Genomic DNA, 23,961 nt, shown 5'->3' with positions numbered 1-23,961 from the left:
GCGGCGGGCCCGGGCGGGACAGCGTACGCCCGTGCTGTGCCCGCCGCCGGTGAGGCCGTGGCCGTGGCCGCCCTGTGGACTGCGCTGTCCGCGCCAAGGTCACTCGCCGTACACTCCGGGGGTGACCGTCACCGCACCATCCGCCGGCGCGTCGGACCAACTTCAGCCGCGGGTCGCGCCCCCGGCCCGTGGCCAACGGCTCCGGCGCCTCGTCCCGGCCGCCACGGCCGCACTCTCCGGCCTGCTGCTCTACGTCAGCTTCCCGCCGCGCACCCTGTGGTGGCTGGCCCTGCCGGCCTTCACCCTCTTCGGCTGGGTGCTGCGCGGTCGCGGCTGGAAGGCGGGCCTCGGCCTCGGTTACCTCTTCGGCCTGGGCTTCCTGCTGCCGCTGCTGGTGTGGACCGGTGTGGAGGTCGGACCCGGGCCTTGGCTCGCCCTCGTCGCGATCGAGGCGATCTTCGTCGCGCTGGTCGGCGCGGGCGTCGCCGCCGTGTCCAAGCTGCCCGGCTGGCCGGTGTGGGCGGCCGCCGCATGGATCGCGGGAGAAGCCGCACGCGCGCGTGTGCCGTTCCACGGCTTCCCGTGGGGCAAGATCGCGTTCGGGCAGGCGGACGGCGTGTTCCTGCCGCTCGCGGCGGTGGGTGGCACCCCCGTGCTCGGATTCGCGGTCGTCCTGTGCGGCTTCGGCCTCTACGAGATCGCGCGCCTGGCCGTGGCGGCGCGCCGCACCGGCACCGTGCGGCGGGGCGCGGCGGCCGTCGGCCTGCTGAGCGTCGCCGTCCCGGTCGTGGCTGCCGTGGCCGCGCGGCCCCTGGTCAGCGACACGGCGGAGGACGGCACCGCGACCGTCGCGGTCGTCCAGGGCAACGTGCCCCGCCTGGGCCTCGACTTCAACTCGCAGCGACGGGCCGTACTGGACTACCACGCCCGCGAGACGCAGCGGCTGGCCGCCGAGGTCAAGGCGGGCAAGGTCGCCCAGCCCGACTTCGTGCTGTGGCCGGAGAACTCCTCTGATATCGACCCGTTCGCCAACCCCGACGCGCGCGCCGTCATCGACACGGCGGCCAAGGCGATCGGCGTGCCCATCTCGGTCGGCGGTGTCGTGGAGCGCGACGGCAAGCTGTTCAACGAGCAGATCCTGTGGGATCCGGCGAAGGGCCCGGTCGACACCTACGACAAGCGGCAGATCCAGCCGTTCGGCGAGTACCTGCCGCTGCGCTCGCTCATCGGGGCGATCAACAGCGAGTGGACCAGCATGGTCCGCCAGGACTTCAGCCGGGGCACCAAGCCGGGCGTGTTCACCATGGACGGGGCCAAGGTGGGACTCGTCACGTGCTACGAGGCCGCCTTCGACTGGACCGTGCGCTCCGAGGTCGAGGACGGTGCGCAACTGATCTCCGTACCGAGCAACAACGCGACCTTCGACCGCAGCGAGATGACCTACCAGCAGCTCGCCATGTCCCGGGTCCGCGCGGTCGAGCACAGCCGGACCGTCACCGTGCCGGTGACCAGCGGCGTCAGCGCGATCATCATGCCGGACGGCAGGATCACGCAGAAGACCGGCATGTTCGTCGCCGACTCGCTGGTGCAGAAGGTGCCGCTGCGCTCCACGCAGACACCCGCCACCCGGTTGGGCGTCCTGCCGGAGATCGGCCTGGTGCTGGTCGCCGCGGGCGGGCTCGGCTGGGCGATCGGCGCCGGGATGCGCGGGCGACGCTCCGGTGACGCCTAGTCGTACGGCCGCCGCACACCGGCCGAACCGCGTCGGTGTGCCGGGACCGGCCCGTTAGGGTCGGGCCATGGCTACTCCTGACTTCATCCGCACGCTCCGCGCGTCCGCCGGCCATCAGCTCCTGTGGCTCCCGGGAGTCACCGCCATCGTCTTCGACGACGAGGACAGAGTGCTGCTGAACCGCCGGTCCGACACCGGCAGGTGGTCGGTGATCGGCGGTATCCCGGATCCGGGGGAGCAGCCGGCGGTCTGCGCCGTGCGCGAGGTCGAGGAGGAGACGGGCGTACGGTGCGTCGCCGAACGGGTCGTCCTCGTCCAGGCGCTGGACCCGGTGACCTACGCCAACGGCGACACGTGCCAGTACATGGACATCACCTTCCGCTGCCGTGCCGTCGGCGGCGAGGCCCAGGTCAACGACGATGAGTCGCTGGAGGTCGGCTGGTTCCCAGTGGACGCCCTGCCCGACCTCCACGAGTTCGGACTCTTCCGGATCAAGCAGGCCCTGTCGGATGCCCCCACATGGTTCGACCCTATGGGTTCCGGCTGAACTGTGGTGGTTGACCACATGGGGCGTGCCCCGGGTGCTGCCTAGGGTCGAGGCATGACCGTGTACCGCGCCGTCCCGGCCCCCCACGCTCCCTCGCTCGACCTCGGCGGCCGCACCGCCCTCGTCACCGGCGCCGCCGGCGGCATCGGCCGCGCCTGCGTGCTGCGGCTCGCTGCCGCCGGGGCCAAGGTCAGAGCCGTCGACCGGGACGCGGCGGGCCTGGAGGCACTCGCCGAGCAGGCCCGGGACCTGACGGGAACCGTCGAAGCGGACGTCCTCGACCTCACCGACCTGGACGCCGCCGAACTCGCCGCCGCCGGTACCGACGTGCTGGTCAACAACGCCGGGCTGCAACTGGTGCGGCCGCTGGAGGAATTCCCCCCCGACGTCTTCCACACGGTGCTCACCGTGATGCTGGAAGCGCCGTTCCGGCTCATCCGCGGTGCCCTGCCCCATATGTACGGGCAGGGATGGGGCCGCATCGTCAACGTCTCGTCCGTCCACGGTCTGCGCGCCTCGGCCTACAAGGCGGCCTATGTGGCCGCCAAACACGGTCTCGAGGGGCTGTCCAAGACCGCCGCCCTGGAAGGCGCGCCCCACGGTGTCACCTCGAACTGTGTGAACCCCGCCTATGTGCGCACCCCACTGGTCGAGAAGCAGCTCGCCGACCAGGCCCGGGCGCACGGCATCCCCGAGGAGCGCGTGCTGTCCGAGGTGCTGCTGCAGGACAGCGCCGTCAAGCGGCTCATCGAGCCGGCAGAGGTCGCCGAGGCGGTGGCGTACCTGTGCACCCCGCAGGCGTCCTTCGTGACCGGTACCTCCCTCGTGCTCGACGGCGGCTGGACCGCACACTGACCGCGCGCGTGTTCGAGGCCGGTGGAGTTGTCCACAGGGCTGACGGGCGGGCCGTGCGATGCGGAATCCTGTGAGCATGTCTCGCGATCACCTGCAGTCCGCCGAGCGCTCCGCCCCCGAAGCCGGAGCGCGGGTCGGCCGTGCTCGGGCGTCGGACCTCGGTGCCAGGACGTCGGACCTCGGGCCGGCCGCCGAGACGCCGTTCCTGGAGCTGCTGGCCCGGGGCGCGTCCGCCGACGCCTACGAGCAGCCGGTGCTGCTCGCCCGCGCGGAGGGACAGACGGCCGAGCGGATCGCCGCACTCGAACAGGCCAAGCTGCTCGCCCTGCGCGTGAGGTCGGAGCTGGAGGGGCGGCGCCGGCGGGAGGCCGAGCTGTCCGCGCTCTTCGAGACCGCGCACGACCTGGCCGGACTGCGCGACCTGGACGCCGTACTGCAGGCCATCGTGCAGCGCGCCCGCTCGCTGCTCGGTACGGACATCGCCTACCTCAGCCTGAACGACCCGGTGCGGGGCGACACGTACATGCGGGTCACCGAGGGCTCGGTCGCGGCCCGCTTCCAGCAGCTGCGGCTCGGCATGGGCGAGGGCCTCGGCGGCCTGGTCGCCCAGACCGCCCGCCCCTACGTCACCGAGGACTACTTCAAGGACGGCCGCTTCCAGCACACCCTCGCCATCGACGCGGGCGTACGGGACGAGGGGCTCGTCGCCATCCTCGGTGTCCCCCTGATGCTGGGGCACCACGTCATCGGTGTGCTGTTCGCCGCCGACCGGCGCGCCCGCGTCTTCGAACGCGAGCAGATCGCTCTCCTCGGCTCCTTCGCCGCGCTCGCCGCGGCCGCCATCGACACCGCCAACCTGCTCACCGAGACCCGGTCCGCCCTCGCCGACCTGGAGCGGGCCAACGAGATCATCCGGGACCGCAGCGGGGTCATCGAGCGTGCCTCCGACGTCCACGACCGGCTCGCCGAACTCGTCCTGCGCGGCGGCGGGGTGCACGACGTGGCCGCCGCCGTCTCCGAAGTCCTGGGCGGCGCCGTCGAGTTCACCGAGGCGTCCGCCGCACCGCCCGACGCCCTGGAGGCCTCCCGCGCGGAAGGGCACGCGGTGCGGCACCAAAGCGACTGGATCGCCGCCGTCACCGCCGGCGGCGAACTGCTCGGCGCGCTCGTGCTGCGCGGCCACCCGGGACTCGACCCCGTCGACCAGCGCACTCTCGAACGGGCCGCGATGGTCACCTCCCTGCTGCTCCTCGCCCGCCGCTCCGCCGCCGAGGCGGAGCAGCGTGTGCGCGGCGAGTTGCTGGACGACCTGCTGGACGCCCGCGACCGCGACCCGCGTCTGCTGCGGGAACGGGCCGCGCGGCTGCACGCCGACCTGGACGCCACCCAGGTCGTCCTCGCCGCACGCCTTGAGGGCGTCGCCGCCGACGCCGACCAGGAGGCGGACGCCCGCAGACGCCTGTGGGCCGCGGCCTCGCACCTCGCGGCCACCCGGCACGGCCTGGCCGCCGCACGCGACGGCGGCACGGTCCTGCTGCTGCCGCTCACCGCGGGGGACACCGCGACCGACGTGGCCCGCCGTACCGCCCGGCACCTGGGCACGGCCGTCCACGAGCCGGTCACCGTGGGAGCCTCAGGCCCCCTGCGGGACCTCGCCGACCGCCCGGGCCCGGTGGCCACGGCGTACGCGGAGGCCCGACGCTGCCTCGACGCCCTGAGCCTGCTGGGCCGCTCCGGGGACGGCGCCGCCGCCGAGGACTTCGGCTTCCTGGGACTGCTGCTCGCCGGAGACCGGGACATCACGGGCTTCGTCGACCGTACGATCGGCCCGGTCGTCGCGTACGACGAACGGCGCGGCACCGGGCTGCTGCGCACCCTCGACGCGTACTTCGCGTGTGGCATGAGCCCCGCCCGCACCAAGGACGCCCTGCACGTCCACGTCAACACGGTCGCCCAGCGCCTGGAACGCGTCGGCCGGCTCCTCGGCGACGACTGGCAGAGCCCCTCGCGCGCCCTGGAGATCCAACTCGCCCTGCGCCTGCACCGGTTGTCGGCCCGGGAACAGCGCTGACCCCCGTACGAAGGTCCGTACGGGGGTACAGGCCCGCGCTGTTCAGAAGGTGCGGGCGTCCGCCTCGTCAGGCGCCTGCGGCCGCGCGTCGGAGGCGTCCGGTGTGACCTCGGCCAGGTCACGGTGGCGGGTCTCCTTGGCGGCCGCCACGGCGACGATCGTCAGCAGGGAGGCCGCGATGACGTAGAGGGCGATCGGGGTCGAGCTGCCGTAGTCGGACAGCAGCGCGGTGGCGATCAGCGGCGCGGGCGCGCCCGCCGCGACCGAGGCGAACTGGGCGCCGATGGAGGCACCGGAGTAGCGCATCCGGGTCGCGAACATCTCGGAGAAGAACGCGGCCTGCGGCGCGTACATCGCGCCGTGCAGCACCAGGCCCACGGTCACGGCGAGGAGCAGGTTGCCGAAGCCGCCGGTGTCGATGAGCGAGAAGAAGGGGAACATCCACAGCCCGACGCCGGCCGCGCCCATCAGGTACACGGGACGGCGGCCGATCCGGTCGGACAGGGCGCCCCAGGCCGGGATCACCGCGAAGTGCACGGCCGAGGCGATCAGCACCGCGTTGAGCGCGGTCTGCTTGGAGACACCGGCCGACGTGGTGGCATAGACGAGGATGAACGCGGTGATGACGTAGTAGCTGATGTTCTCCGCCATACGCGCCCCCATCGCGACGAGCACGTCACGCCAGTGGTGCCGCAGGACGGAGACCAGCGGCAGCCGTTCGACGTCCGCGCCCCGGTCCGCCTTGCGGGCCTCGGCCCGCGCCAACGCCTGTTTGAACACCGGTGATTCGTCGACGGACAGACGGATCCACAGACCGACGATCACCAGCACACCGGAGAGCAGGAACGGAATCCGCCACCCCCAGGCACCGAAGGCGTCGTCCGACAGGACGGCGGTCAGCAGCGACAGCACACCGGTGGCCAGCAACTGCCCCGCCGGCGCGCCGGTCTGCGGCCACGAGGCCCAGAAGCCGCGCCGCCGCGCGTCCCCGTGCTCGGACACCAGCAGCACCGCACCGCCCCACTCGCCGCCGAGCGCGAAGCCCTGGACGAGCCGCAGCACGGTGAGCAGCACCGGCGCGGCGGTCCCGATGGTGGCGTGCGTGGGCAGCAGCCCGATGGCGAAGGTCGCCCCGCCCATCAGCAGCAGGCTCAGCACCAGCAACTTCTTGCGGCCGAGCCGGTCGCCGTAGTGCCCGAAGACCAGCGCGCCCAGCGGCCGGGCGGCGAACCCCACGGCATACGTCAGGAACGACAGCAGTGTGCCGACCAGGGGATCGGACTCCGGGAAGAAGAGCTTGTTGAACACGAGGGCGGCCGCCGAGCCGTACAGGAAGAAGTCGTACCACTCGATGGTGGTGCCGATGAGGCTGGCGGTGACGATGCGCCGGAGGTTGGCGGGGGGTGGGGGAGCGGTGGTTCCGGAGGCCATGTGCGCCACTTCCTCGTGTGCGGTGGGGACGAGTACGTTTCGGGACACCGTAGAAACGCGCAAGTCAAGCGCACATGTGGTGGGACAACATAGTTCCGGGTCAGGCAGTGCGTGTGCCCCCCATGCCGGCTTGACGCCGAGACGCGTCGGGCGGCGTGGGGGGCACACTCCTCGGGCTCAGCTCGGAGCTCAGGGTGTGTACACCGTGGGGCGGGGCGCGGTCGCCATCCCGTTGCCGATGAAGAAGCTGGGATGCGGGGGCTGGTTGTAGGCGGTGTTCTGCCAGGCGAGCGCGGTGCGGTACTGGGTGTCGTGGAGCAGTGTGGTGATGCGTGTGCTCGTCTGGTGCGGCGTGCTGTAGATGCGGAGGGCGCGGTTGTCAGTGGTGGCCCAGACGACTTCCTCACGCCAGTCACCGAGGATGTCCCCGGACAGGGCGGGCGTCGCCTTGCTGCCGTTGTTCGAGCGGACGCCGGAGCCGGTCAGCAGGCGGGTGTCGCCGGAAGTGCCGTACTTGTCGATGCGGGTGCCGTCGAGGAGTTCGCGGACGGGGTCGCCGTCCCACCAGGACAGGAAGTTGACGCTGGAGGGCTCCCGGCCGAGGGAGGCACCGGTCGCCGAGCGCAGGGCGGTGTCGGCGGCGGACCACGCCTCGGCGCCCGGGCTGCCGGCGTAGACGTCGGCGGCGACGCCTCGGCCGTTGTCAGAGCCCGACGCCGTCTGCCACAGGATCTGGCCGGTGCGCGCGTCGGCCATCCATGAGCCGGGCTTGCTGGAGTCCTCCGAGACCTTGAAGTACTCCAGTCCAGCCCGGGAGGGGTTGAGGTCGCCGACGTGGCCCGCGTCGCCGTGGCCGAGCCTGGTCGTCCACAGGCCTGCACCGTTGTCGTCGACGGTCATGGCGCCGTAGACGATCTCGTCCTTGCCGTCGTTGTCGACGTCGGCGATGGACAGGCTGTGGTTGCCCTGGCCGTCGTAGCCCTTGCCGCTGTTGGTGGAGGAGGTGGTGTCGAAGGTCCAGCGGCGGGTGAACTGGCCGTTGCGCCAGTCCCAGGCGGCGATCACCGTGCGGGTGTAGTAGCCGCGCGCCATGATCAGGGAGGGCCGGGAGCCGTCGAGGTAGGCGGTTCCGGCGAGGAAGCGGTCGACGCGGTTGCCGTACGAGTCGCCCCAGGACGCGACGTTGCCGCGGGCCGGGACGTAGTCGACGCTCTGCATCGCCTTGCCCGTCTGGCCGTTGAACATGGTCAGGTACTCCGGCCCGGACAGGATGTACCCGCTGGAGTTGCGGTGGTCGGCGGAGGAGCTGCCGATGACCGCGCCGGTGCCGTCCCGGGTGCCGTCGGCGGTCTTCATGGCGACCTCGGCCTTGCCGTCGCCGTCGTAGTCGTACACCTGGAACTGCGTGTAGTGCGCGCCGGAGCGGATGTTGCGGCCCAGGTCGACGCGCCACAGCCGGGTCCCGTCCAGTTTGATGCCGTCGACGATCGTGTTGCCGGTGTAGCCGGACTGGGAGTTGTCCTTGGCGTTGGTCGGCTGCCACTTCAGGACGATGTCGAGGGCGCCGTCGCCGTCCAGGTCACCGACGGAGGCGTCGTTGGCCTCGTAGGTGTAGGAGACGCCGTCGGGGGTGGTGCCGCCGGCGGGCGGGGAGAGAGGGACGTCCTTGTAGCCGGACCGGAACTGAAGCGCGCGCTCGGAGGAGGGCTGCTCGGTGCCGTTCACCACCGCTCGCACCGTGTACTCGGCCGAGTCCGGGGCGCCGGCGTCGAAGTAGGTGGTCGAGGTGGTGAGCGGCGACGAGTTGAGCTTGGTGGCGCCCCGGTAGACGTTGAACGCCACGTCGTTCGGGTCGGTGGCCAGCCACCGCCACGACACCAGGTTCCCGCTGCTGGTGTGGGTGCTGGTCAGTCCTCGGTCGAGACGTTCCACCTGCCGCGCGGTCGCGGCTTGCGCGGTGTGGGGCAGTCCGGTGAGTGCGGAGACGGCCAGCGCGGCGGCGGCGGCAACACCGCTGAGGAGCCGGCGGCTCGACCGGCTTGTCGATCTGCGCGGTGGCGGCGTGGGGCGAGGGCGCCGGTGTGCGTCGGTCACGATGACCTCCGATGCGTGGGGTCTGAGTGAACGCGGTGTCTGAGGACGGGTGAAGGAGAAGGTTCACTCAGGCGCGGGGGTGACGTGGGAACGCTCCCACGCCGGTGAGCGTAAGAAGACGCTGATGCGCCGTCAAGGATTCTGTGGGGCTTTGGTGTTCGGCCATGTTGGTATTCGTGACTTCTGCCTCGTTCAACGATTGACAGTCAGGAGCCCGGCCAGGAAACTGCGTGATGCACCTCATGGTCGCCGCGGGAACGCTCCCAGTCGGCCGACCGTCGAACCGCGAGCTCGCCCGGGCCAGTCGGCTCGCGGAGGTCCACCCTGCAACTCCCGCCCTTCGCCCCGTCTGGGAACGAGCACAAGCGCCAAGCGCGGTCGAGTCACGGCCGGCGCGCCGGATCCGCATGCAGCCGGGGTGCTTCCTCCTGGTCACACGCCGCTCAACCGGCAGTTCCGCGTTGGCCGTTGTCCGCAAAGGAGCTCGAAGTCATGCCCCACGCACACCCGCGCACCACCGTCACTCCGTCCCACCTCGACGGCCTGTACGCCACTGTGCCGACCACGTCGGCCAGGCCACCGGGCGTCGGCCTGCCCCCTTTCGGTCCGTAGACGCCGCGAGCCCCACCTGTGGCGGCTCACTGCCGGCCTCCGCCTCCACCACGTGCGCAGCACCGCCGATGGCCCCCTCACCCGCATCGGCCCGTGGCAACGCCCACCCCCCACGACCCCGTGTCCGCCGGCCGCAACCTCTGATGCGCGGCCGGCGGGCGGAGAGGAGCGACCATGTCCCCCACCCGCGCATCCGGCTCCGGGCGGCTCAGCCGCCGGACGCCGCGCAACGCCACCCCCGCGAGCGCCGAGGCGACCGCCACCGCCACCGCGCTCGCCGAACCCCAGACGCCGGCCCGGTCAGCCGGGGACACCGCCAAGAAAGTGGCGGGGCGGCGCCGCGGCCCAGAGGGGGCACGGCTCGCAGCAGCCGGCGTCCTGACCCTCGCGGCGCTGGCCGCCACCGGCGCGGCGCATGCCGACGCCGCCGCGCCGCGGGCTCTGCCGGCCGGATGCTCCGGCACCTCACCGATCACCTGTCACTACGCGGTCTCACCGGGCAACTACGACGTGACGGTCTCCGTCGGTGGCGCCTCCGCCGGGCAGACCGAGATGTGGGTGGAGGCCCGGCGTCTGATGCTTCCAGCGACGAGGACGGCGGCTGGAGCCGTCGCCACGTACTCGTTCACGGTGAACGTGAGGCAGCCGGAAGGGCAGCCGAGCGGGCAGGGAGGCACCGGGAACCCCGGTCTGGACATCCGGTTCACGGGGGCCGCCCCGCAGGTCTCGGCCGTCTCGGTGAAGCCGGCGGCCCAGCCGCTGGCTGCCTATCTGGCCGGTGACTCGACCGTGTGCGACCAGCCGGCCGCTCCGTACACCGGATGGGGCCAGATGATCACAACCGCGGTGCGTCCGGGCGCGGCCATCGCCAACTACGCCGACTCCGGGGAGAGTTCGGGCAGCTTCCTGAACAACTCGGCGCTCTTCCCGGCGCTGCTGTCGAAGGTCGGGGCGAACGACCCGGTCTTCATCCAGTTCGGCCACAACGACAAGCAGACCAGCGCGTCCGCCTTCCGGAACAACCTCACCTCCATGATCACGCAGGTCAGGGCGAAGGGCGGCGTCCCGGTCCTGGTGACGCCACCGGTCCGCCGGCTCTTCGACGGCGACCGGCTCACGTCAACGGCGCTGCACGTCAACGGCGTCGGCGTCGACCTGCCCGCCCAGATGCGCTCGGTCGGTGCGGCGCAGCAGGTGCCGGTGATCGATCTGACGGCCAGGAGCAAGGCGCTGGTCGAGTCCCTCGGCCCGTCCGCCTCCGCGCAGCTCTTCCTGCGCTCCTCCGTCGACGGCGTCACGGACAACACCCACTTCTCGCAGTACGGAGCGACCCGGATCGGCGGTCTGGTGCTCCAGAGCATCCGCGAGCAGCGCCTGCCCCTGGCCGCCTACCTGCGCTGACCGGCACCCGGCGGCGACCCGTCCCTGGGAGGAAACCCATGAAGACCTTACGGACCCTCATCACGACCGCGCTGGTGATCGCCTTGTCGGGCCTCGGCGTCAGTGCCGCCTCGGCGGCCGGCAGCACCGCGGCGCACTGCGACGGCGCGACCGGCCCCGCGGCACCGGCCGTACGAGCGGCGGCGGCCGAGCCGGTCACCGTGTGGCTGGCCGGTGACTCAACCATGGCCAGGCCGAGCGCGGCCTGCCCCGTCGGCTGGGGCAGCCAGTTCGCCGCCCTGTTCACCGGTGACGTCACCGTCAGGAACCAGGCGGTGGGCGGCCGCAGCATTCAGACCTGGCTGTACGAGTCGAACGTCAGCAGCACCATGGGCCCGGACGGCGAGTGCCGTCTCACCTCCAGCACGTACTCGTCGCGCTGGCAGGCGATGCTGGACGCGAGCACCGGGATGAAGGCCGGTGACTACCTCTTCATCCAGTTCGGCATCAACGACTCCTCCTCGACCTGCCCCCGGCATGTCGGCCCGGCCCGGTACCAGCAGCTGATGACCATGATGGCGCGGGCCGCCCTGGCCCGGGGCGCGTACCCTGTGCTGCTCACGCCGGTGGCCGCGATCACGTGTTCCGGCAGCACGGCGACCAAGAACCGCGGCTTCGTCGACGAGACCTACGCCGCCGGATCCGCCACCGGGGCGCCGGTCATCGATCTGCAGACGTTGAGCGTGTCGCTCTACAACAGCCTGCGATTCTGCCCGCACGACGGCGACTTCGGATCGGGCCCCGTGGGCGCCTTCTTCTGCAACGACCGCACCCACTTCGAAACCTACGGCGCGCAGCGGGTCGCCGGGCTCGTCGCCGGTGACGTGCGCCGGCAGAACCTCCGGCTCGCCGCCTATCTCACGTAGGGCGGCGGGACTGTGCGGACAACCCGGTGAGCAGCGTGTGGCCGTGCGAGGTGAGCCGACCGTCGCGCCGCAGGACGGCGAGCGACTCGCCGACCCGTCCCGACAGGTCCGGGGCGGACGTCGGCGAGTCGCAACGCCGGAGGAACTCCAGCTCGTTCACCGCCGCGTATGTGTCCCGCAGCAGGGCGGCGGTCGTCACGTCGGTCCCGGCGGAGGGAGGGCGTACGGATGCTCCCGGCTCCTCGCTCAGGGAGTACAGGTCGGTGAGCGCGTCGTAGCGCGCGCAGGCCGCCGCCCGGCACAGCTGCCGGGCGACCTGCACGGGGTCGGTGCCGGCGACGATGGCCGCGCCGCGGAAGGCGGGCGCGCTCTCGGGCAGCGGCGCCTCCGCCGGGGCGAGCCGGCGCAGGGAGTCACGGATGTCCTCGGCGGCCGGCGCCCAGACCTTCTCGACCAGGACCAGAGCATGCGCCACCGTGGCCAGGAACTCGTCCAGGGGCGCCCCGATCGGCGGATGCGGATACCGGCGGCCGGCCGGGTGGAAGGCGGTGTACCAGGAGTGCGGGGGCAGCACGTAAGGACCGTCGTCCGCGAGGGCCGGCATCACGCGCACCCGGGGGCCTGCGGTCTGACCCGTCAGGTCCGTCAACGGCAGTCGCACGCCGCCGACTTCCGCATGGGGAGCGTCCACCACTGCCGTGACCGTCTCGTCCCTCGTGTCGGGCAGTTCGATCACCCGGCCGGCCGACGGAAGGGCCAGTTCCTCCGGACCGCTGAGGGTGGCCACCAGCGTCGTGCCCGGTTCGAGCACCCGGTGCCGGATCAGTTCGGGCAGACAGAACGCCGTGAGGTGACCGAGCAGCGTGTCCGGGGTGCGGCGGTAGCCGGCCTCACGCTCGCGTTCCGCCTGCCGCACCCATGACGTGACCTCGGGGCCGCGACACCAGTCCAGGAGAACCGGGTGCGGCAGCCGCGTGAGCCCGTTCACCACCGCTTGTACGGACGCCGCGAGCCGAGCGTCCCCGCACACGCCCGCCCGGTCCCGCGCCAGCACGAGCAGCCGTTTCAGGTACCGCTTGGCGACCAGGGGGCCGAGTGGGGCGGTCGCTTCTCCGGGCAGCGCCGCGTTCTCCAGGTCGATCGAGGGTCCGGCGGTGGCGTACAGCGGCTTGAGCGCCGTGACATCGACCGTCACCGGGTCCACTCGGGCGGGCTCGGCCGGGGCCGGGCGCAGTTCGGGACGGTGGTGGGCCACCGCGTACCGGCGGGCCTCCTGCCACCGGGCCAGGACGCGCCGGCGTACCGCGGGGTCCGCGAGCGTGTCGAGGAGTTCGTCGAGGGTCCGCTCGTCCGGGGTGGCCGGCAACGGTGCGGGATGCCACCACTGCCGGAGCTCGGACAGTTCCTCACGGAGCACCGGCCAGAGTTCGGTGAGCGGGGTGAGCAGGTTACAGGTCATGGTGAGGGACAGGGACCGGCCGGTCGAGGTGCCCCAGTGCGGGTGGAAGAGCGGGATGTACAGCAGGTCGCCGGCCTCGACGACGAACTCCTCGTAGTCGTCGGTCAGATAGAACTGTCCCGAGATCGTCGGATCCTCCAGGACGCGCCGGCGCCGGTCCGCCTCCGGGACGGCCACGGGCGAGCCGATGCGCCATATCTTGCTGCCGTCCTGCTGGAGGGTGAAGTTGTCGTCGTAGTCGAAGTGACAGCCGATGCTGCCGGGCGCGTGGGTACGCGAGACGTCGAAGGTGACCCGCGGCCACCCCAGCCTGCTCTGCAGTTCACCGGCGCGCCTGGCCAGCTCGGGGCTCACCGCGTCGGCCCCCTTGACGAACTCGATGCGCCCCGGGTCGCAGGCGAGCCGGTCGGGTGCCTGCTCACGGACCCGCGCGACGATCGCGTCCGCCTCCTCGTAGCTCAGCGTCCGCTCCAGGACGTCCTGTGCGCCGCCCTTGACGAACAGCGGCTTCCGGCGCCAGTACTCGGCCAGGAACCGTTCGTAGCTCAGGCCCCTCACGAACTCCGTCATGGTGTTCCTCCGTCCGGATAGAGCAGCAGGTCGTCGAAGAGCAGGTACGGGGCTTCCAGGGAGACCGAGACCTCCTGGCCTTTCTTGTCGCAGCGGTGGTACGGGTCGTTCATCACCACGCGGTCGCCGATGCCGCGCAGTCTTCTCATGAGCTGCACCTTGTGGCCGCGTACCACCAGGTCGGTGTACACCTCCCCGGTGACGCGGCCGTCGCGGATGCGCCGGGCCCAGGCGGGTTTGAGCAGGACGTACTCCCGTACCGAGCCGCCCTCGCGCGGGGCGCCGAGCAGGAACCCGTCCGTGACCGACGCGATGAGGTCCTCGGCGCGGTGTTCGCCCGGTCCTACGCTCAGCACGCCCATGCGGGGGAGTACGTCGCCGGCCCCGGGGGCACGCCGGCCGTGACCGTTGCTGCCGCCCGGGCCCGGGTGGGCGCGGCTGGTCAGCAGTCCGCTCCAGCGGCCGTCCTCGACGAGCCGGACCGGGACGGCCGCGACGCCCTCGTCGTCATGGGCGTAGGACCCACAGTGCCCCGGCCGGGTGGGGTCGTCGGTCACCGTCAGCGGGATGCGGGTCCAGCGGTCCCCGAGGGCGACGCCCAACCGGTGCCCGTACTCGGCGTAGTTGTCGGCCTCGCTGGTGTGCCCGACGCACTCGTGCACGGCGATGGCGGCCATCAGCGGTGTCATCACCACCGGCGCGGCCACCCGCGCAGGCAACGGGCTGGACGTCCGAACGGCGGCCAGATCGGTACGGAGCGAGTCCAGCCCCTCGGACAGCAGCGCCGCGCGCAGACCGGCCGCGTCCGGCGAGCGGGCGCCCCACTGGACGAGGCCCCTGCCGTGGTGGGTCACCAGCACAGCCCAACCCGTGCCGTCCGTCTCCACCGTGACGCGCATGCCGGGCAACCCCGCGCACAGTGCGGTCAGTTCGGCGGTCACGGACGGTGTCTCGGCGGCGTTACTCATTCAGCCGCGCCGGCCCCGGTCGCGGGAGCCACCTGACCGGTGGCCTGTTTCCCATCGTCCGCAGGGGGCGCCTCGGCGCCGGGTCCGCCCAGGGTCGCCACGTCACGCACGGCCAGGGGCAGCAAGGTGGTCACGAAGACGACGGCACCGGCGACGGCCATCGCGGTGACGGCCTGCTGCGCGCCCACCACCAGCAGACCGGCCAGCATCTGCCCGGCCGGCATCCCGACGAAGGACGCGAAGAAGTCGAGGGCGAACACGCGGCCCAGGAGCGCACGGGGGACATGCCGCTGGATGGCGCTCGTCTTCAGCACGTCGAAGAACTGCACACCCGCGCCACCGAGGGCGAACAGCGCGACGAGTACGGCAAGGGAGGAGGTCACCGCGAAGGCGAGGCAGGCCACGCCGAACAAGCTGATCGCGGTCAGCGCCCACAGGCCCGGCCGCCGGAACAGCTTCTGCAGCAGGCCCGCCACTGCCGCGCCACCGATGCCGCCGAGGGCGAAGGCGGACAGCACGAGCCCGTATCCGGCCGGGCCACCGAGCCGGTCGTCGGCGATCAAGGGGACCAGGACGAACCAGGGGCCGACGGCGAACAGCACATGGACGACGGCCATCGCCTCGAGCGCCATCAGCCATCGCATCCGGACCACCACCCGGATGCCGGCGACGGCCTCCGCGAACATCGACTCCTCGTGCTCGGCGGCCGGTTGACGCCGCGCACCCATCCGCCGCCCGACCATGAGCAAGGTGAGCGAGGAGACGGCGAAGGTCGCGGCGTCGACCCACAGGGCGCTGCGGGGGCCGACCGCCGCCACCAGCAGGCCGGCACCGGCCGGACCGACGACCTGGCCGATGTTCTTCAGCATGTTCGTGGCGGCGTTGGCCTGTTCCAGCACCTGTTCCGGCACGAGGGAAGGCACGACGGAGTCGTAGGCCGGCTGGAAGATCGACTCGCCGGCGCCCATCAGGAAGGTGATGAGGGCCAGCGTCCACAACGGCGCGCCGTTCCCCAGGGCGATGAGCAGCAGCACCGCGGCGAGCCGGACCACATCGCTGGACATCATCAGGCGGAGCTTGTCCATCCGGTCGGCGAGCACGCCGCCCACCAGGATGAGCAGCGCGAGCGCGCAGAACCGGGAGCCGAAGACGACGCCGAGCGAGAAGGCGGACTCCTCCCGGCCCAGCGCCAGGGCGACGACGGCCATGGGGAAGAGCTGATCACCGATGATGCTGACCAACTGGCCGGACCACAGCCAGCGATAACCAGGATGCGAGAAGGGCCCACGCCCCACGATTCCCCCCTTGTGATGGATCGCCCGGGCGGTTCGCGTGGCTCGCGTCGCGCCGGCATTGTTACGGCCGCGTCAGGACTGTTTTCGGTCGACACGTTCAGGACAGTCGCTCACCTGACGGTGCCGGCCGAGCTTACGGGGCGGTGCACGCATCTGTCACGGCACTTCGCGTTCGGGCAGTGTGGTGCGGCGGGCATTCTCGCCCATCGCGACCCCGTGATGTTCGCCGGATTGTTGAATGCTGATCCATTGGCGCATAGTCATCGTTGACAGTCCCGAAAAGCCTCTCTAACGTCTTCGTCCCAGGAGCCCGTCCATCGGGCTTCTACGGGGGCATCGCACACGGTGCGATGCAAGACCACGGGGGCTTTCTGGTGATTCCTGCTGTTCCGCAGCATGCAAGGACGCGGCGCCGACCGGGCGAACCGCGTGTCCGGCCAGGCGTTTCCGCCAGGCCGTGAGGGTGACGCTTCGTCCGGTTCCTTTCCGCGCGCCGCTGCACCAGAGCGGCCAGACCTTCATAGATCGCACCTTTCATTGAAATGCGCCAGGCGGCTGTCCGCCCGGGAGTGAAAACTCCTTCGCACCGGCAGTCCGATGGCGTCCTGGGCCTCTTCGGGATTCTTCGAATGCGGAGTTTCACCGGGGAGAAGAAAAACTCCGTTGTGGGGTCCGGTGTGTCCGCACGCTGTCCCTCGCCTGTCGAGAAAGGAATTGCCATGAATGAAGAGCAGATCCAGAAGGACGTGAACGAGGACCTGCTGACCGAGCTGGACGGCCTGGAGGTCGTCGAGGCCGCCGAGCTGCAGGACGGCGCCGCGTTCCACGCTTTCCGTTTCGCCGTCTGATCCACGGCCGTGGCCGGCGAGCGGGTCCCCCGAAGGGATCGGCTCGCCGGCCTTGGCGCCCGAACCGAACCCTGCCGGCCCGATGAGGAGAAGCGGTGCGTCACCCGACACCTCAGGCAGCGGTGCACCTGGTTTTCCCCGGGGTGACCGAGGCACGTCTGTTTCCCTATCTCAGCCTGCCCATGCTGGTCGCCTACCTGCGCCGGCACGGGGTCACGGCGGTCCAGAGCGACCTCAACATCGCGCTGACGCACCGGCTTCTGGAGCCCGCGGTGCTGGGGAAACGACTGCGGCTGGGCGGACTGGACGAGTTCGACGAGGCCCTGCTGTCCTTCGCGGCGGACCAGCACGAGTTGCTGTACTCGACCGTCGTCCGCAAGCAGAGCACGTCGTTGCCCTTCGAGGTCGGCTTCCGGCTGGTCAACAACGTGATGGACATCATGGTGCGGGACAGCGTGCTGACCCGGCCCGTGACCAGCCTGCCCGAAGTGTTCGGCCTCGCCGAGTCCGACGCCCCGGCCGGTGACCTCGCCGCTCACGAGCACGACGAGCTGACCCGTGCCCTGCTCCCGGACCGACCGGCACGCGTGCTCGGCATCTCCGTCGCGTACTTCAGCCAGCTCGCGCCCGCCTTCCGTATGGCGCGGCTGGTGAAACAGCGACATCCCGGGACGATCGTCGTCCTCGGCGGACAGCAGTTGATGATGCGCGGCGCGGAACTGGCCGCCATGCCCGAGACGTTCCGCCATGTCGACGCCCTCGTCACCACCCAGGGCGAAGCGGTGCTGCACCGGCTGGCCGAAGCGGTCGAGGCGGACCGCCCGATCCATGAAGTGCCCGGGCTGGTCACCACGCACGGCAGTTCGCCCGCGCCGGAACACCACATCGCGGACAACCCGCCGCCCGACTTCGACGGCCTGCCCTTCTCCTCCTATCTGAGTCCCGAGCCCCAAATGCCCCTCATCTCCTGTGTGGGCTGCTACTGGGGGCGCTGCACGTTCTGCTCCTACGGCAACCGCAGCCGCGGCCAGTACCAGCAACTCACCCAGGAACAACTCGCCGACCATGTGGAGCACGGCCTGCGGCGGACGGGCGCGCGCTTCGTGGCGTTCGTCGACGAGAACTGCAATCTGCGCCTCGTGCTCGGCGCCGCCGAGCTGGTGCGCGCCCGCGGTCACACCTTCACCTGGTCGACCCGGAACCGGCTGGAGCCCCTGCTCGCCGACCGTGCCTTCGTGCGGCGCATGTACGACGCCGGGTGCCGGCTGATGAGCGTCGGCTACGAGACCAACTCCCAACGGCTGCTGGACCTCGTCGACAAGGGCGTGCGGGCGGATCTGTACCAGCGGATCGTCGAGGTGCTCGACGAGTCGGGCATCGTGCTGCGCCTCAGCGTCATGGGCGGCCTGCCGGGCGAGACGGCGGAGGAAGCCCGGGCGAGCAGGGAGTTCCTCGTACGCAACTCGGCGCGGCTCGGCATCGACGCCGCGCAGATGATGATCGCCGAACCGACGTCGCTGCTCGCCTCCGAGCCTCGGCACCGCACCGGACTGACCGTGGCGGACGGTGACCAACTCCAGTCCAACAACGGCTTCAGCTACCTGGCCGGGCGGCACGGCAAGGTGATCGACTACGAGGGCGCCACCCGTGAGGAACGGGCGGACTGGCTGCGCGAGACGGTGCGCGTGGTGCTACCGGGCAAGAACGACGAGAAGCATCCGCGGTGGAAGAAGGCCGACGGCGCGAAACCGGCCGACGAACTGGTGCTGCACCCCTGGATCGTGCCCGTCCAGGGACGCCTGATCGACCTGCGCTGGCGCATGCGGTACGGCATCGGCCCCGGACACGTCACCCTCCGGGCGTCCGGAGCGTCACGCCGGCTGACGGCGCGCACCGAACTCGGCCGCAAACTGCTGGGTCTGCTGAAGGAGGCGGATGTCGGTGACCACAGCTGAACCCCTCGCCCGCCCGGGCAAGGCGGGCCGCCCCGGACGCCGTGGACTGGGCGCCGGGATGGACCTGCCCTGGGGAGCACCGATCGGTTTCGACCCCGACGACCCCGGCCCCAACGAACGCGTCCGCAACTTCCTCGCCCGCCACGGCACCGACTACGCCTACTACGCCTTCGCCTTCCAGCCTCGCGGGCCGGTGCCACTGCTGGCCGAGCACTATCTGGAGCCCTACCGGCGCCTGATGGAGCAGCTCCCCGCCGGCACTCCGGTCGCCCTGCACCAGACGATGCTCAACCTGGGCACCGTCGAGCCCTACGACCGTGGCCCGGTCTACGAGTTCACCAACGAGTTGCACCGGCACTTCGACTGGCAGTGGGTCGTCGAGGACCTCGGGATGTGGTCCCTCGGCGGCATACCGATGCCGTACCCCCTGCCGCCCTACCTGGTCGAGGAGAACGTCACCCACGTAGCGGCCGGCATCCGCGAGGCGATGCGGGAACTCGACCCCGTCCTGCGGGTGGAGTTCCCGGGTTTCACCGACGGTGTCACGGTGGTGGTGGGCGACATGGACGCCTACGACTTCTTCCGCCGGGTCGCCGAACGCAGCGGTGCCGACGTCACCCTCGACGTGGGGCACCTGCTGAGCTGGCGGTGGTGGCGAGGCGAGCGGGGAGCCGGTCTGTACGCGGACCTGGACAGGCTGCCGCTGGCGCAGTGCACCGAACTCCACCTGTCGGGCTCGGCGATCAGCCGCGACCGCTTCCTGGACCTGCACCACGGTGTCCTGCTGGACGAGCAACTGGTCCTGGCGGAGCGGCTCCTGGAGCTGTGTCCCCGGCTGGAAGCGGTCACCTACGAGGACCCGAACTACGACAGGTCGGGCCGGATGGTTCCGAAGAGCCTTCCCAACCTCGAACGACTGAGGAAGTTGGTGAACCAGTGGGCGGCGGCGAACTCGTCGAACTGAACCGAGCGTTCAAGCACCGGCTGAGCTACCCGAGCCCACGGCGCACCGGAGGCGTCGACGGCGTCGGCGCGGTGGACGCGACCGCCCCGGCCGCGCTGCGCGAGGTGGACGTCGAGCAGCTGGCCAGGGTCTCGCACGAACTGACCCAGGGCATCTCACAGGGCGCGATCGGCGGAGTACCGCTGCGCGAGCACTTCGAGCACAGCCTGCGGGCGCTGTACCCGGACCGCCACAACGCGGGGCAGCGCGCGGTGGCGGAGTTCCTGCGCGGGCATCACTGCTCGGATGTCGACATGCTCGGCCTCCGGCGCGGCCGGTCGGTGACCGAGGCGTTCGCGGAATTCCTGCTCGACAAGGCCGGCCGGGGCACGGACAGCGCGCTCCTGATCGAGCGGGAGCTGCTGGCTTCGCTGCTCAAGACCCTGGCCAGGCACCCGGAGCCGGGCTTTCTCATCCGTCACCCGCACCTGCGCCGCACCGGCGAAGGGTCCTGGGCCGCCTGGACGGACAGCACCCGGCTGCTGCGCGACGCCGACCGTGCGCCGACGGCACCGATGGTGTTCGTGGCCTGCGGGGGCCGGTACTTCGCCGGCGAGCTGAGCGCTCCCCTGGTCGCCGCCCTGCTGTGGAGCGCCGAACCCCGGCCGGGCTGGCTGCGGGCCTGGACAGCCGGTGACCGAGCCGAACTGGTCGGCCGGGCCCGCGAGGTGCTCCGAGGGAAAGGACTCGTTCCGTGATCGCGCTGCACGAGGAACACGGCGAGGTGGTGGCGAGCTGGGCCCGGCTGGGCTACCGCTCGGAGTCCGTCATCTGCTTCGACCGGCACCTCGACCTCAAGCCACTCGCCCGGGCGGCGGCCGCACGGCTTCAGCACCTCGACGGCGAGGGACCGATCGAGGCCGAGAACCGCAGACTGCCCATCAGAGAAGTGGCGGGCAGCTACGGTCTGGACGACTTCTACGCGGCCGGCGCCACGCTCGGCCTGGTGTCGAGACTCACCTGGGTACGGGCCACCCAGGAGGCGGACTCGCCGGCCGCCAGGCGCAGACTGCTCGGGGCGCTGAGTGTCATCGCGTCCGAACCCGAAGTCCTCGATGCCACCCGCTTCGACGAACGGGGAGCGCTGCACACCCGGATCTGCGGCCTCGACCTGGTGATCCACACCCCCGCCACCTTCGGCGCCGGAACCCACGACCCGCGCAGCCGGGTCGACCTCGACCTGGACTGGTTCGCCGACGTGCGCACCGGACAGGACCATCAGCCGGACGAGCTCCTGGACCTGCTGGGCCGGCACGGCCTGCTCGACAACGTCGACTCCATGACGTACTCCGTGCGCAGCGGCTTCCTGCCGGAGTCCCGGCGTGACCTCGCCCCGGCTCTCGCCGGCCAACTGGGGCGGGGGACCCGGCAGCGCGAGCGGGACGCGCTCCCCCTGCCGCAGGCCACGTTCACCGCCCTGCGAGGCGACGGCGGCCCCGTGCCGCTCGACCGGTACCAGTCCGAGCTGTCGCCGCTCGGCCCGGTCGGCACGGCCCTGCTGGGCCTGCTGCACCTGCACACGTCGGGTGACCTCGACCAGGCAGGCCGGTGCTGGCACGAGGCGGCGGAAGCGGGCTGCCGCTCCTCCTGGCTGGCGTACGGAATCGGCCTGTCCCACTACCGGACGCAGTCCTTCACGACGGCCGGGGAGTGGTTCCGCCGCGCCACCGGGGATCGGACGGACACCATCGAGGTGAAGTCCTCGTTCCTGGCGGCGCTGTGCACCCTGCGGACAGGGGCGTACGAAGAGGCCCATCGCGCCCTCCTGGAATTCGCGGGCAGCTACCCGCTCCACGTCGACGCGGCCCGGCTCGCGGCCGGTCTCGGCGACCGTCTGGGAATCGCGCGGCAGCCGTGGCTGTCGCGACAGATCGACGCACAGCGACAGCTACTCGGGAACGGAGCGGCAGCATGAGCGCAACCGCGGCGGAACGGCCGGAACGGCTCGCCGTGCTCGACGAGGAGTTCTTCGACGCCCGGTGGCGCCGTGCACCCGTCGTCTTCCGCGGCGCGGCGGAGACGTTCCTCGCCCCGGCACCCGGACGGGAGGAGGTCAGGGCCCTGGCCACCGCCACCACCGGAGTGCAGACGGACGGCCGGTCCATCTGGTTCCTCGAAGCGCTGCGCGAGGGACTGCCGGGCGTGGCAGGACTGTGCGCGGCGGCCCGGGAGAAATTCGACTGGGACGACGTGTGGTGCGACGTGTTCCTCACCGAGGGCACCTCCTCGATCGGCTCGCACATCGACAACAGCGACAACTTCACCATCCAGTTGGAGGGCAGCAAGCGGTGGCGGCTGGCCCCACCCGACACGCTGGACCCGGAGCAGCGGCGGCTGCGCATGCTGGGTGAACCCGGTGTCGGCGACGCCCCGATGCCGCAGGACGGCCTGCCGGAGGACGGCCTGGAGTTCACCCTCGGTCCCGGTGACGTCCTCTACATCCCCCTGCTGTGGCGGCACTGGGGCGTCTCGGAGGGCGACAGCCTCAGCGCAAGCCTGGTGGTGAACGCCAGGACGGTCTGGCAGGCGCTGCACCGCACGCTGAGCGCCGAACTGCGGCACGAGGAGTCGTGGCACCGGCCGCTGCCGGTCGGGCCCGGAGCCGGTGAGTCGAGGAAGGCGCGGCTGGCCGAGGCCGTCACGGCGTTGGGAAGCAGCGGCGCACTGGAGCGGACCAGGAGAAAGGCGGAGGGCGAAGTGGCGATGCGCGCGGCACGGGGACCGGTCGACAGGCTCGACATCGACATGACGACGGTGAAGCGGTTCATCGCTTCGGCACCCGAGCCCCCGGTGGACGGGTTCGTCCTGCCCGGCGGTCCGCCGGACAGCGCCGCACCGCTCAACGCGCTGCTCGCCCGGAAGAACCTGAGGGACCTGCTGAAGCTGGTGCTGCGGCGCTTCGCCCTGGCCGCCGGTGAGCCGGAGCGCGAGCTGTACCAGGCCTGTGCGCGGGCCCTCACCGCCTCTTCGGGGCCCGCTCAGGAGGCGCTGCTGACCGGCCCCGACATCACCTCGTGGATCGCCGTGGCCAAGCAGGGCCCGGGCGATCTGCCCGTCGCCCGGCAGGAGGACCCGCTCGCCCACTGGCTCGCGTTCTTCCTGCTGCCCGAACTGGCGGCGTGCGCCGGTACGGTGCCGGTCCCGGAGATCCGGGTTCCCGCGGACCGCGACGGCGGACTGGCCGTGCCCCGGCTGGGCAGGGCGGTCACCGCGCGCTCGGCGACCGGCACCTGGTCGCTGCACCTCGCGGCGGACGGTGCCGTCATCGCCCGCGACGGCGGCGGCACCACCGTCAGCCTGTCCGAGGACGGGCCCGGCGCAGGGGCGTTGGGACGGGTCCTCGACGGCCCCTGGATCGTGCCCAGCCCTTCCCGCTGGCTGGATCAGCACCTGCCGCCGACCGAGGTGCTGCCCTCCGTCGGGCCGGCGGACGTGGCCCGCTTCCACGACGAGTTCACCGAGGCCGCGGAACTGCTGCGCGCGGTGTGGCCCGAAGCCTGGGACGAGGCGCGGTTGTGCGTCGAGCGCCTGCTGCCGATGCCGTGGGCCGGACTGAGGCCGCACAACTACAGCATTCACGCCTTCCGCGGCCAGATCGTCAGCAGTCCCCGCCCGGCGCTGATGGCCGCGCAGACGCTGGTCCACGAGACGGGCCACAACCGCATGAGCACACTGATCGACCTGATGCCCCTGTGCGCCAATCCCGACGACCGGGCGATCAGTCCCGTGGTGAACGCCGACCGGCCGCTGACCGCCGTCTTCCACGGCTGCTACTCCTTCGCCCGGGAGATCCACCTGACCTCACTGCTGATCGACAAGGGCGTCCCCGAGGTACCCACCACCGACATCCGCGGGTACCTCGCTCATCGCACCGAGATCGTCCGGGACGCCTGGGCCCTGCTGCACGAGCGAGCGCTGTTGGAGCCGGTCGGCGCGGCGATCCTCGCGGAAGTGGAGCGGATCCTGGACCGACTGGCCTGACCCATGCGGCCGGGCCGCGCACGGCCCGGCCGCATCGGCGAGGCGCTGACGTCCAGTCCGCCACCCGCGGTGCCGGCGGCGTCCAGTCCGCCGGCCGAGCACCGCCAGCGCAGCGCCGCCGACCAAGCCCCCAGCCGAAGGCCTCACCCGAGCGCCGCCGGCGATCTGCGACATACGTGGCCTTGGCCATACAGATATGTCCCCGAATGTGAGTAGGTTGAGGAGCTCGCCTTT

At 71.5% G+C, this 23,961-nt stretch carries 17 protein-coding genes; 12 read left to right on the top strand and 5 right to left on the bottom strand.

The annotated features are described in order from the left end of the window. The first annotated feature begins 121 nt into the window (after positions 1 to 121). The 4 genes from lnt to ACFPZJ_RS05530 all read left to right on the top strand — a co-directional run bounded on the left by lnt (position 122) and on the right by ACFPZJ_RS05530 (position 5,205). Complete coding sequence (lnt, locus tag ACFPZJ_RS05545) at positions 122 to 1,732, top strand: apolipoprotein N-acyltransferase (protein WP_381018011.1); 1,611 nt, start codon at positions 122 to 124, stop codon at positions 1,730 to 1,732. A 67-nt stretch (positions 1,733 to 1,799) separates the two neighbouring features. After that, a complete protein-coding gene (locus ACFPZJ_RS05540; protein ID WP_381018008.1) occupies positions 1,800 to 2,279 on the top strand; it encodes an NUDIX hydrolase in 480 nt (159 codons plus the stop codon). A 54-nt stretch (positions 2,280 to 2,333) separates the two neighbouring features. After that, a complete protein-coding gene (locus ACFPZJ_RS05535) occupies positions 2,334 to 3,134 on the top strand; it encodes a 3-hydroxybutyrate dehydrogenase (RefSeq protein WP_381018005.1) in 801 nt (266 codons plus the stop codon). A gap of 76 nt (positions 3,135 to 3,210) precedes the next feature. Continuing rightward, positions 3,211 to 5,205 carry a helix-turn-helix domain-containing protein gene (locus tag ACFPZJ_RS05530; protein ID WP_381018003.1) on the top strand — a complete coding sequence of 665 codons (1,995 nt, stop codon included), beginning with the start codon at positions 3,211 to 3,213 and terminating at the stop codon, positions 5,203 to 5,205. A gap of 42 nt (positions 5,206 to 5,247) precedes the next feature. On the opposite strand, the gene ACFPZJ_RS05525 is transcribed toward ACFPZJ_RS05530, so the two are convergent. Beyond that, positions 5,248 to 6,636 (bottom strand): MFS transporter, encoded by a 1,389-nt coding sequence (locus ACFPZJ_RS05525; protein WP_381018000.1) that lies wholly within the window; start codon positions 6,634 to 6,636, stop codon positions 5,248 to 5,250. Positions 6,637 to 6,825: 189 nt separating this feature from the next. Continuing rightward, positions 6,826 to 8,730: a rhamnogalacturonan lyase gene (locus ACFPZJ_RS05520; RefSeq protein ID WP_381017997.1), complete on the bottom strand. Its 1,905-nt coding sequence runs from the start codon at positions 8,728 to 8,730 to the stop codon at positions 6,826 to 6,828. Positions 8,731 to 9,516: 786 nt separating this feature from the next. On the opposite strand from ACFPZJ_RS05520, the gene ACFPZJ_RS05515 reads away from it, so the two are divergent. Beyond that, positions 9,517 to 10,743, top strand: a complete 1,227-nt coding sequence (locus ACFPZJ_RS05515; protein ID WP_381017995.1) for a rhamnogalacturonan acetylesterase — start codon at positions 9,517 to 9,519, stop codon at positions 10,741 to 10,743. Positions 10,744 to 10,781: 38 nt separating this feature from the next. Next, complete coding sequence (locus ACFPZJ_RS05510; protein WP_381017993.1) at positions 10,782 to 11,648, top strand: SGNH/GDSL hydrolase family protein; 867 nt, start codon at positions 10,782 to 10,784, stop codon at positions 11,646 to 11,648. Here the strand turns inward: ACFPZJ_RS05510 and ACFPZJ_RS05505 are convergent. The 3 genes from ACFPZJ_RS05505 to ACFPZJ_RS05495 are packed head-to-tail and all read right to left on the bottom strand — an operon-like array spanning position 11,641 to position 15,940. Beyond that, on the bottom strand, positions 11,641 to 13,677 hold the full coding sequence (locus ACFPZJ_RS05505; RefSeq protein ID WP_381017990.1) for a JmjC domain-containing protein: 2,037 nt from the start codon (positions 13,675 to 13,677) through the stop codon (positions 11,641 to 11,643). The two genes, ACFPZJ_RS05510 and ACFPZJ_RS05505, sit on opposite strands and share 8 nt — an antisense overlap. Next, positions 13,674 to 14,618: a metallopeptidase TldD-related protein gene (locus ACFPZJ_RS05500; RefSeq protein ID WP_381017987.1), complete on the bottom strand. Its 945-nt coding sequence runs from the start codon at positions 14,616 to 14,618 to the stop codon at positions 13,674 to 13,676. Before ACFPZJ_RS05500 ends, ACFPZJ_RS05505 begins: the two co-directional genes overlap by 4 nt. Before the next feature lie 23 nt (positions 14,619 to 14,641). Beyond that, entirely contained in the window at positions 14,642 to 15,940 is a 1,299-nt protein-coding gene (locus ACFPZJ_RS05495) for an MFS transporter (RefSeq protein ID WP_381017984.1), read from the bottom strand. A 719-nt stretch (positions 15,941 to 16,659) separates the two neighbouring features. Between ACFPZJ_RS05495 and ACFPZJ_RS05490 the strand changes: the two genes are divergently transcribed. The 6 genes from ACFPZJ_RS05490 (at position 16,660) to ACFPZJ_RS05465 (ending at position 23,727) form a co-directional block, all read left to right on the top strand. Then, positions 16,660 to 16,788 (top strand): hypothetical protein, encoded by a 129-nt coding sequence (locus tag ACFPZJ_RS05490; protein WP_360737009.1) that lies wholly within the window; start codon positions 16,660 to 16,662, stop codon positions 16,786 to 16,788. Between the two features lie 143 nt (positions 16,789 to 16,931). Beyond that, a complete protein-coding gene (locus ACFPZJ_RS05485) occupies positions 16,932 to 18,743 on the top strand; it encodes a B12-binding domain-containing radical SAM protein (RefSeq protein WP_381017982.1) in 1,812 nt (603 codons plus the stop codon). After that, a complete protein-coding gene (locus tag ACFPZJ_RS05480; RefSeq protein ID WP_381017979.1) occupies positions 18,730 to 19,707 on the top strand; it encodes a multinuclear nonheme iron-dependent oxidase in 978 nt (325 codons plus the stop codon). The genes ACFPZJ_RS05485 and ACFPZJ_RS05480 overlap by 14 nt, the downstream gene beginning before the upstream one ends. Next, positions 19,680 to 20,444 carry a hypothetical protein gene (locus ACFPZJ_RS05475; RefSeq protein ID WP_381017976.1) on the top strand — a complete coding sequence of 255 codons (765 nt, stop codon included), beginning with the start codon at positions 19,680 to 19,682 and terminating at the stop codon, positions 20,442 to 20,444. The genes ACFPZJ_RS05480 and ACFPZJ_RS05475 overlap by 28 nt, the downstream gene beginning before the upstream one ends. Next, the gene (locus ACFPZJ_RS05470) at positions 20,441 to 21,661 is read left to right on the top strand and encodes a hypothetical protein (RefSeq protein WP_381017973.1); all 1,221 of its coding nucleotides are present in this window, start codon (positions 20,441 to 20,443) and stop codon (positions 21,659 to 21,661) included. The genes ACFPZJ_RS05475 and ACFPZJ_RS05470 overlap by 4 nt, the downstream gene beginning before the upstream one ends. Further along, positions 21,658 to 23,727, top strand: a complete 2,070-nt coding sequence (locus tag ACFPZJ_RS05465; RefSeq protein WP_381017971.1) for an aKG-HExxH-type peptide beta-hydroxylase — start codon at positions 21,658 to 21,660, stop codon at positions 23,725 to 23,727. The genes ACFPZJ_RS05470 and ACFPZJ_RS05465 overlap by 4 nt, the downstream gene beginning before the upstream one ends. The last annotated feature ends 234 nt before the right edge of the window (positions 23,728 to 23,961 follow it).

Origin of the sequence: Streptomyces bullii (assembly GCF_042657145.1) — a bacterium.
GTDB classification, from domain to species: Bacteria; Actinomycetota; Actinomycetes; order Streptomycetales; family Streptomycetaceae; genus Streptomyces; species Streptomyces bullii.
Note: the sequence above shows the minus strand (reverse complement) of the source record. Positions and strands in the feature narration are given on the sequence as shown.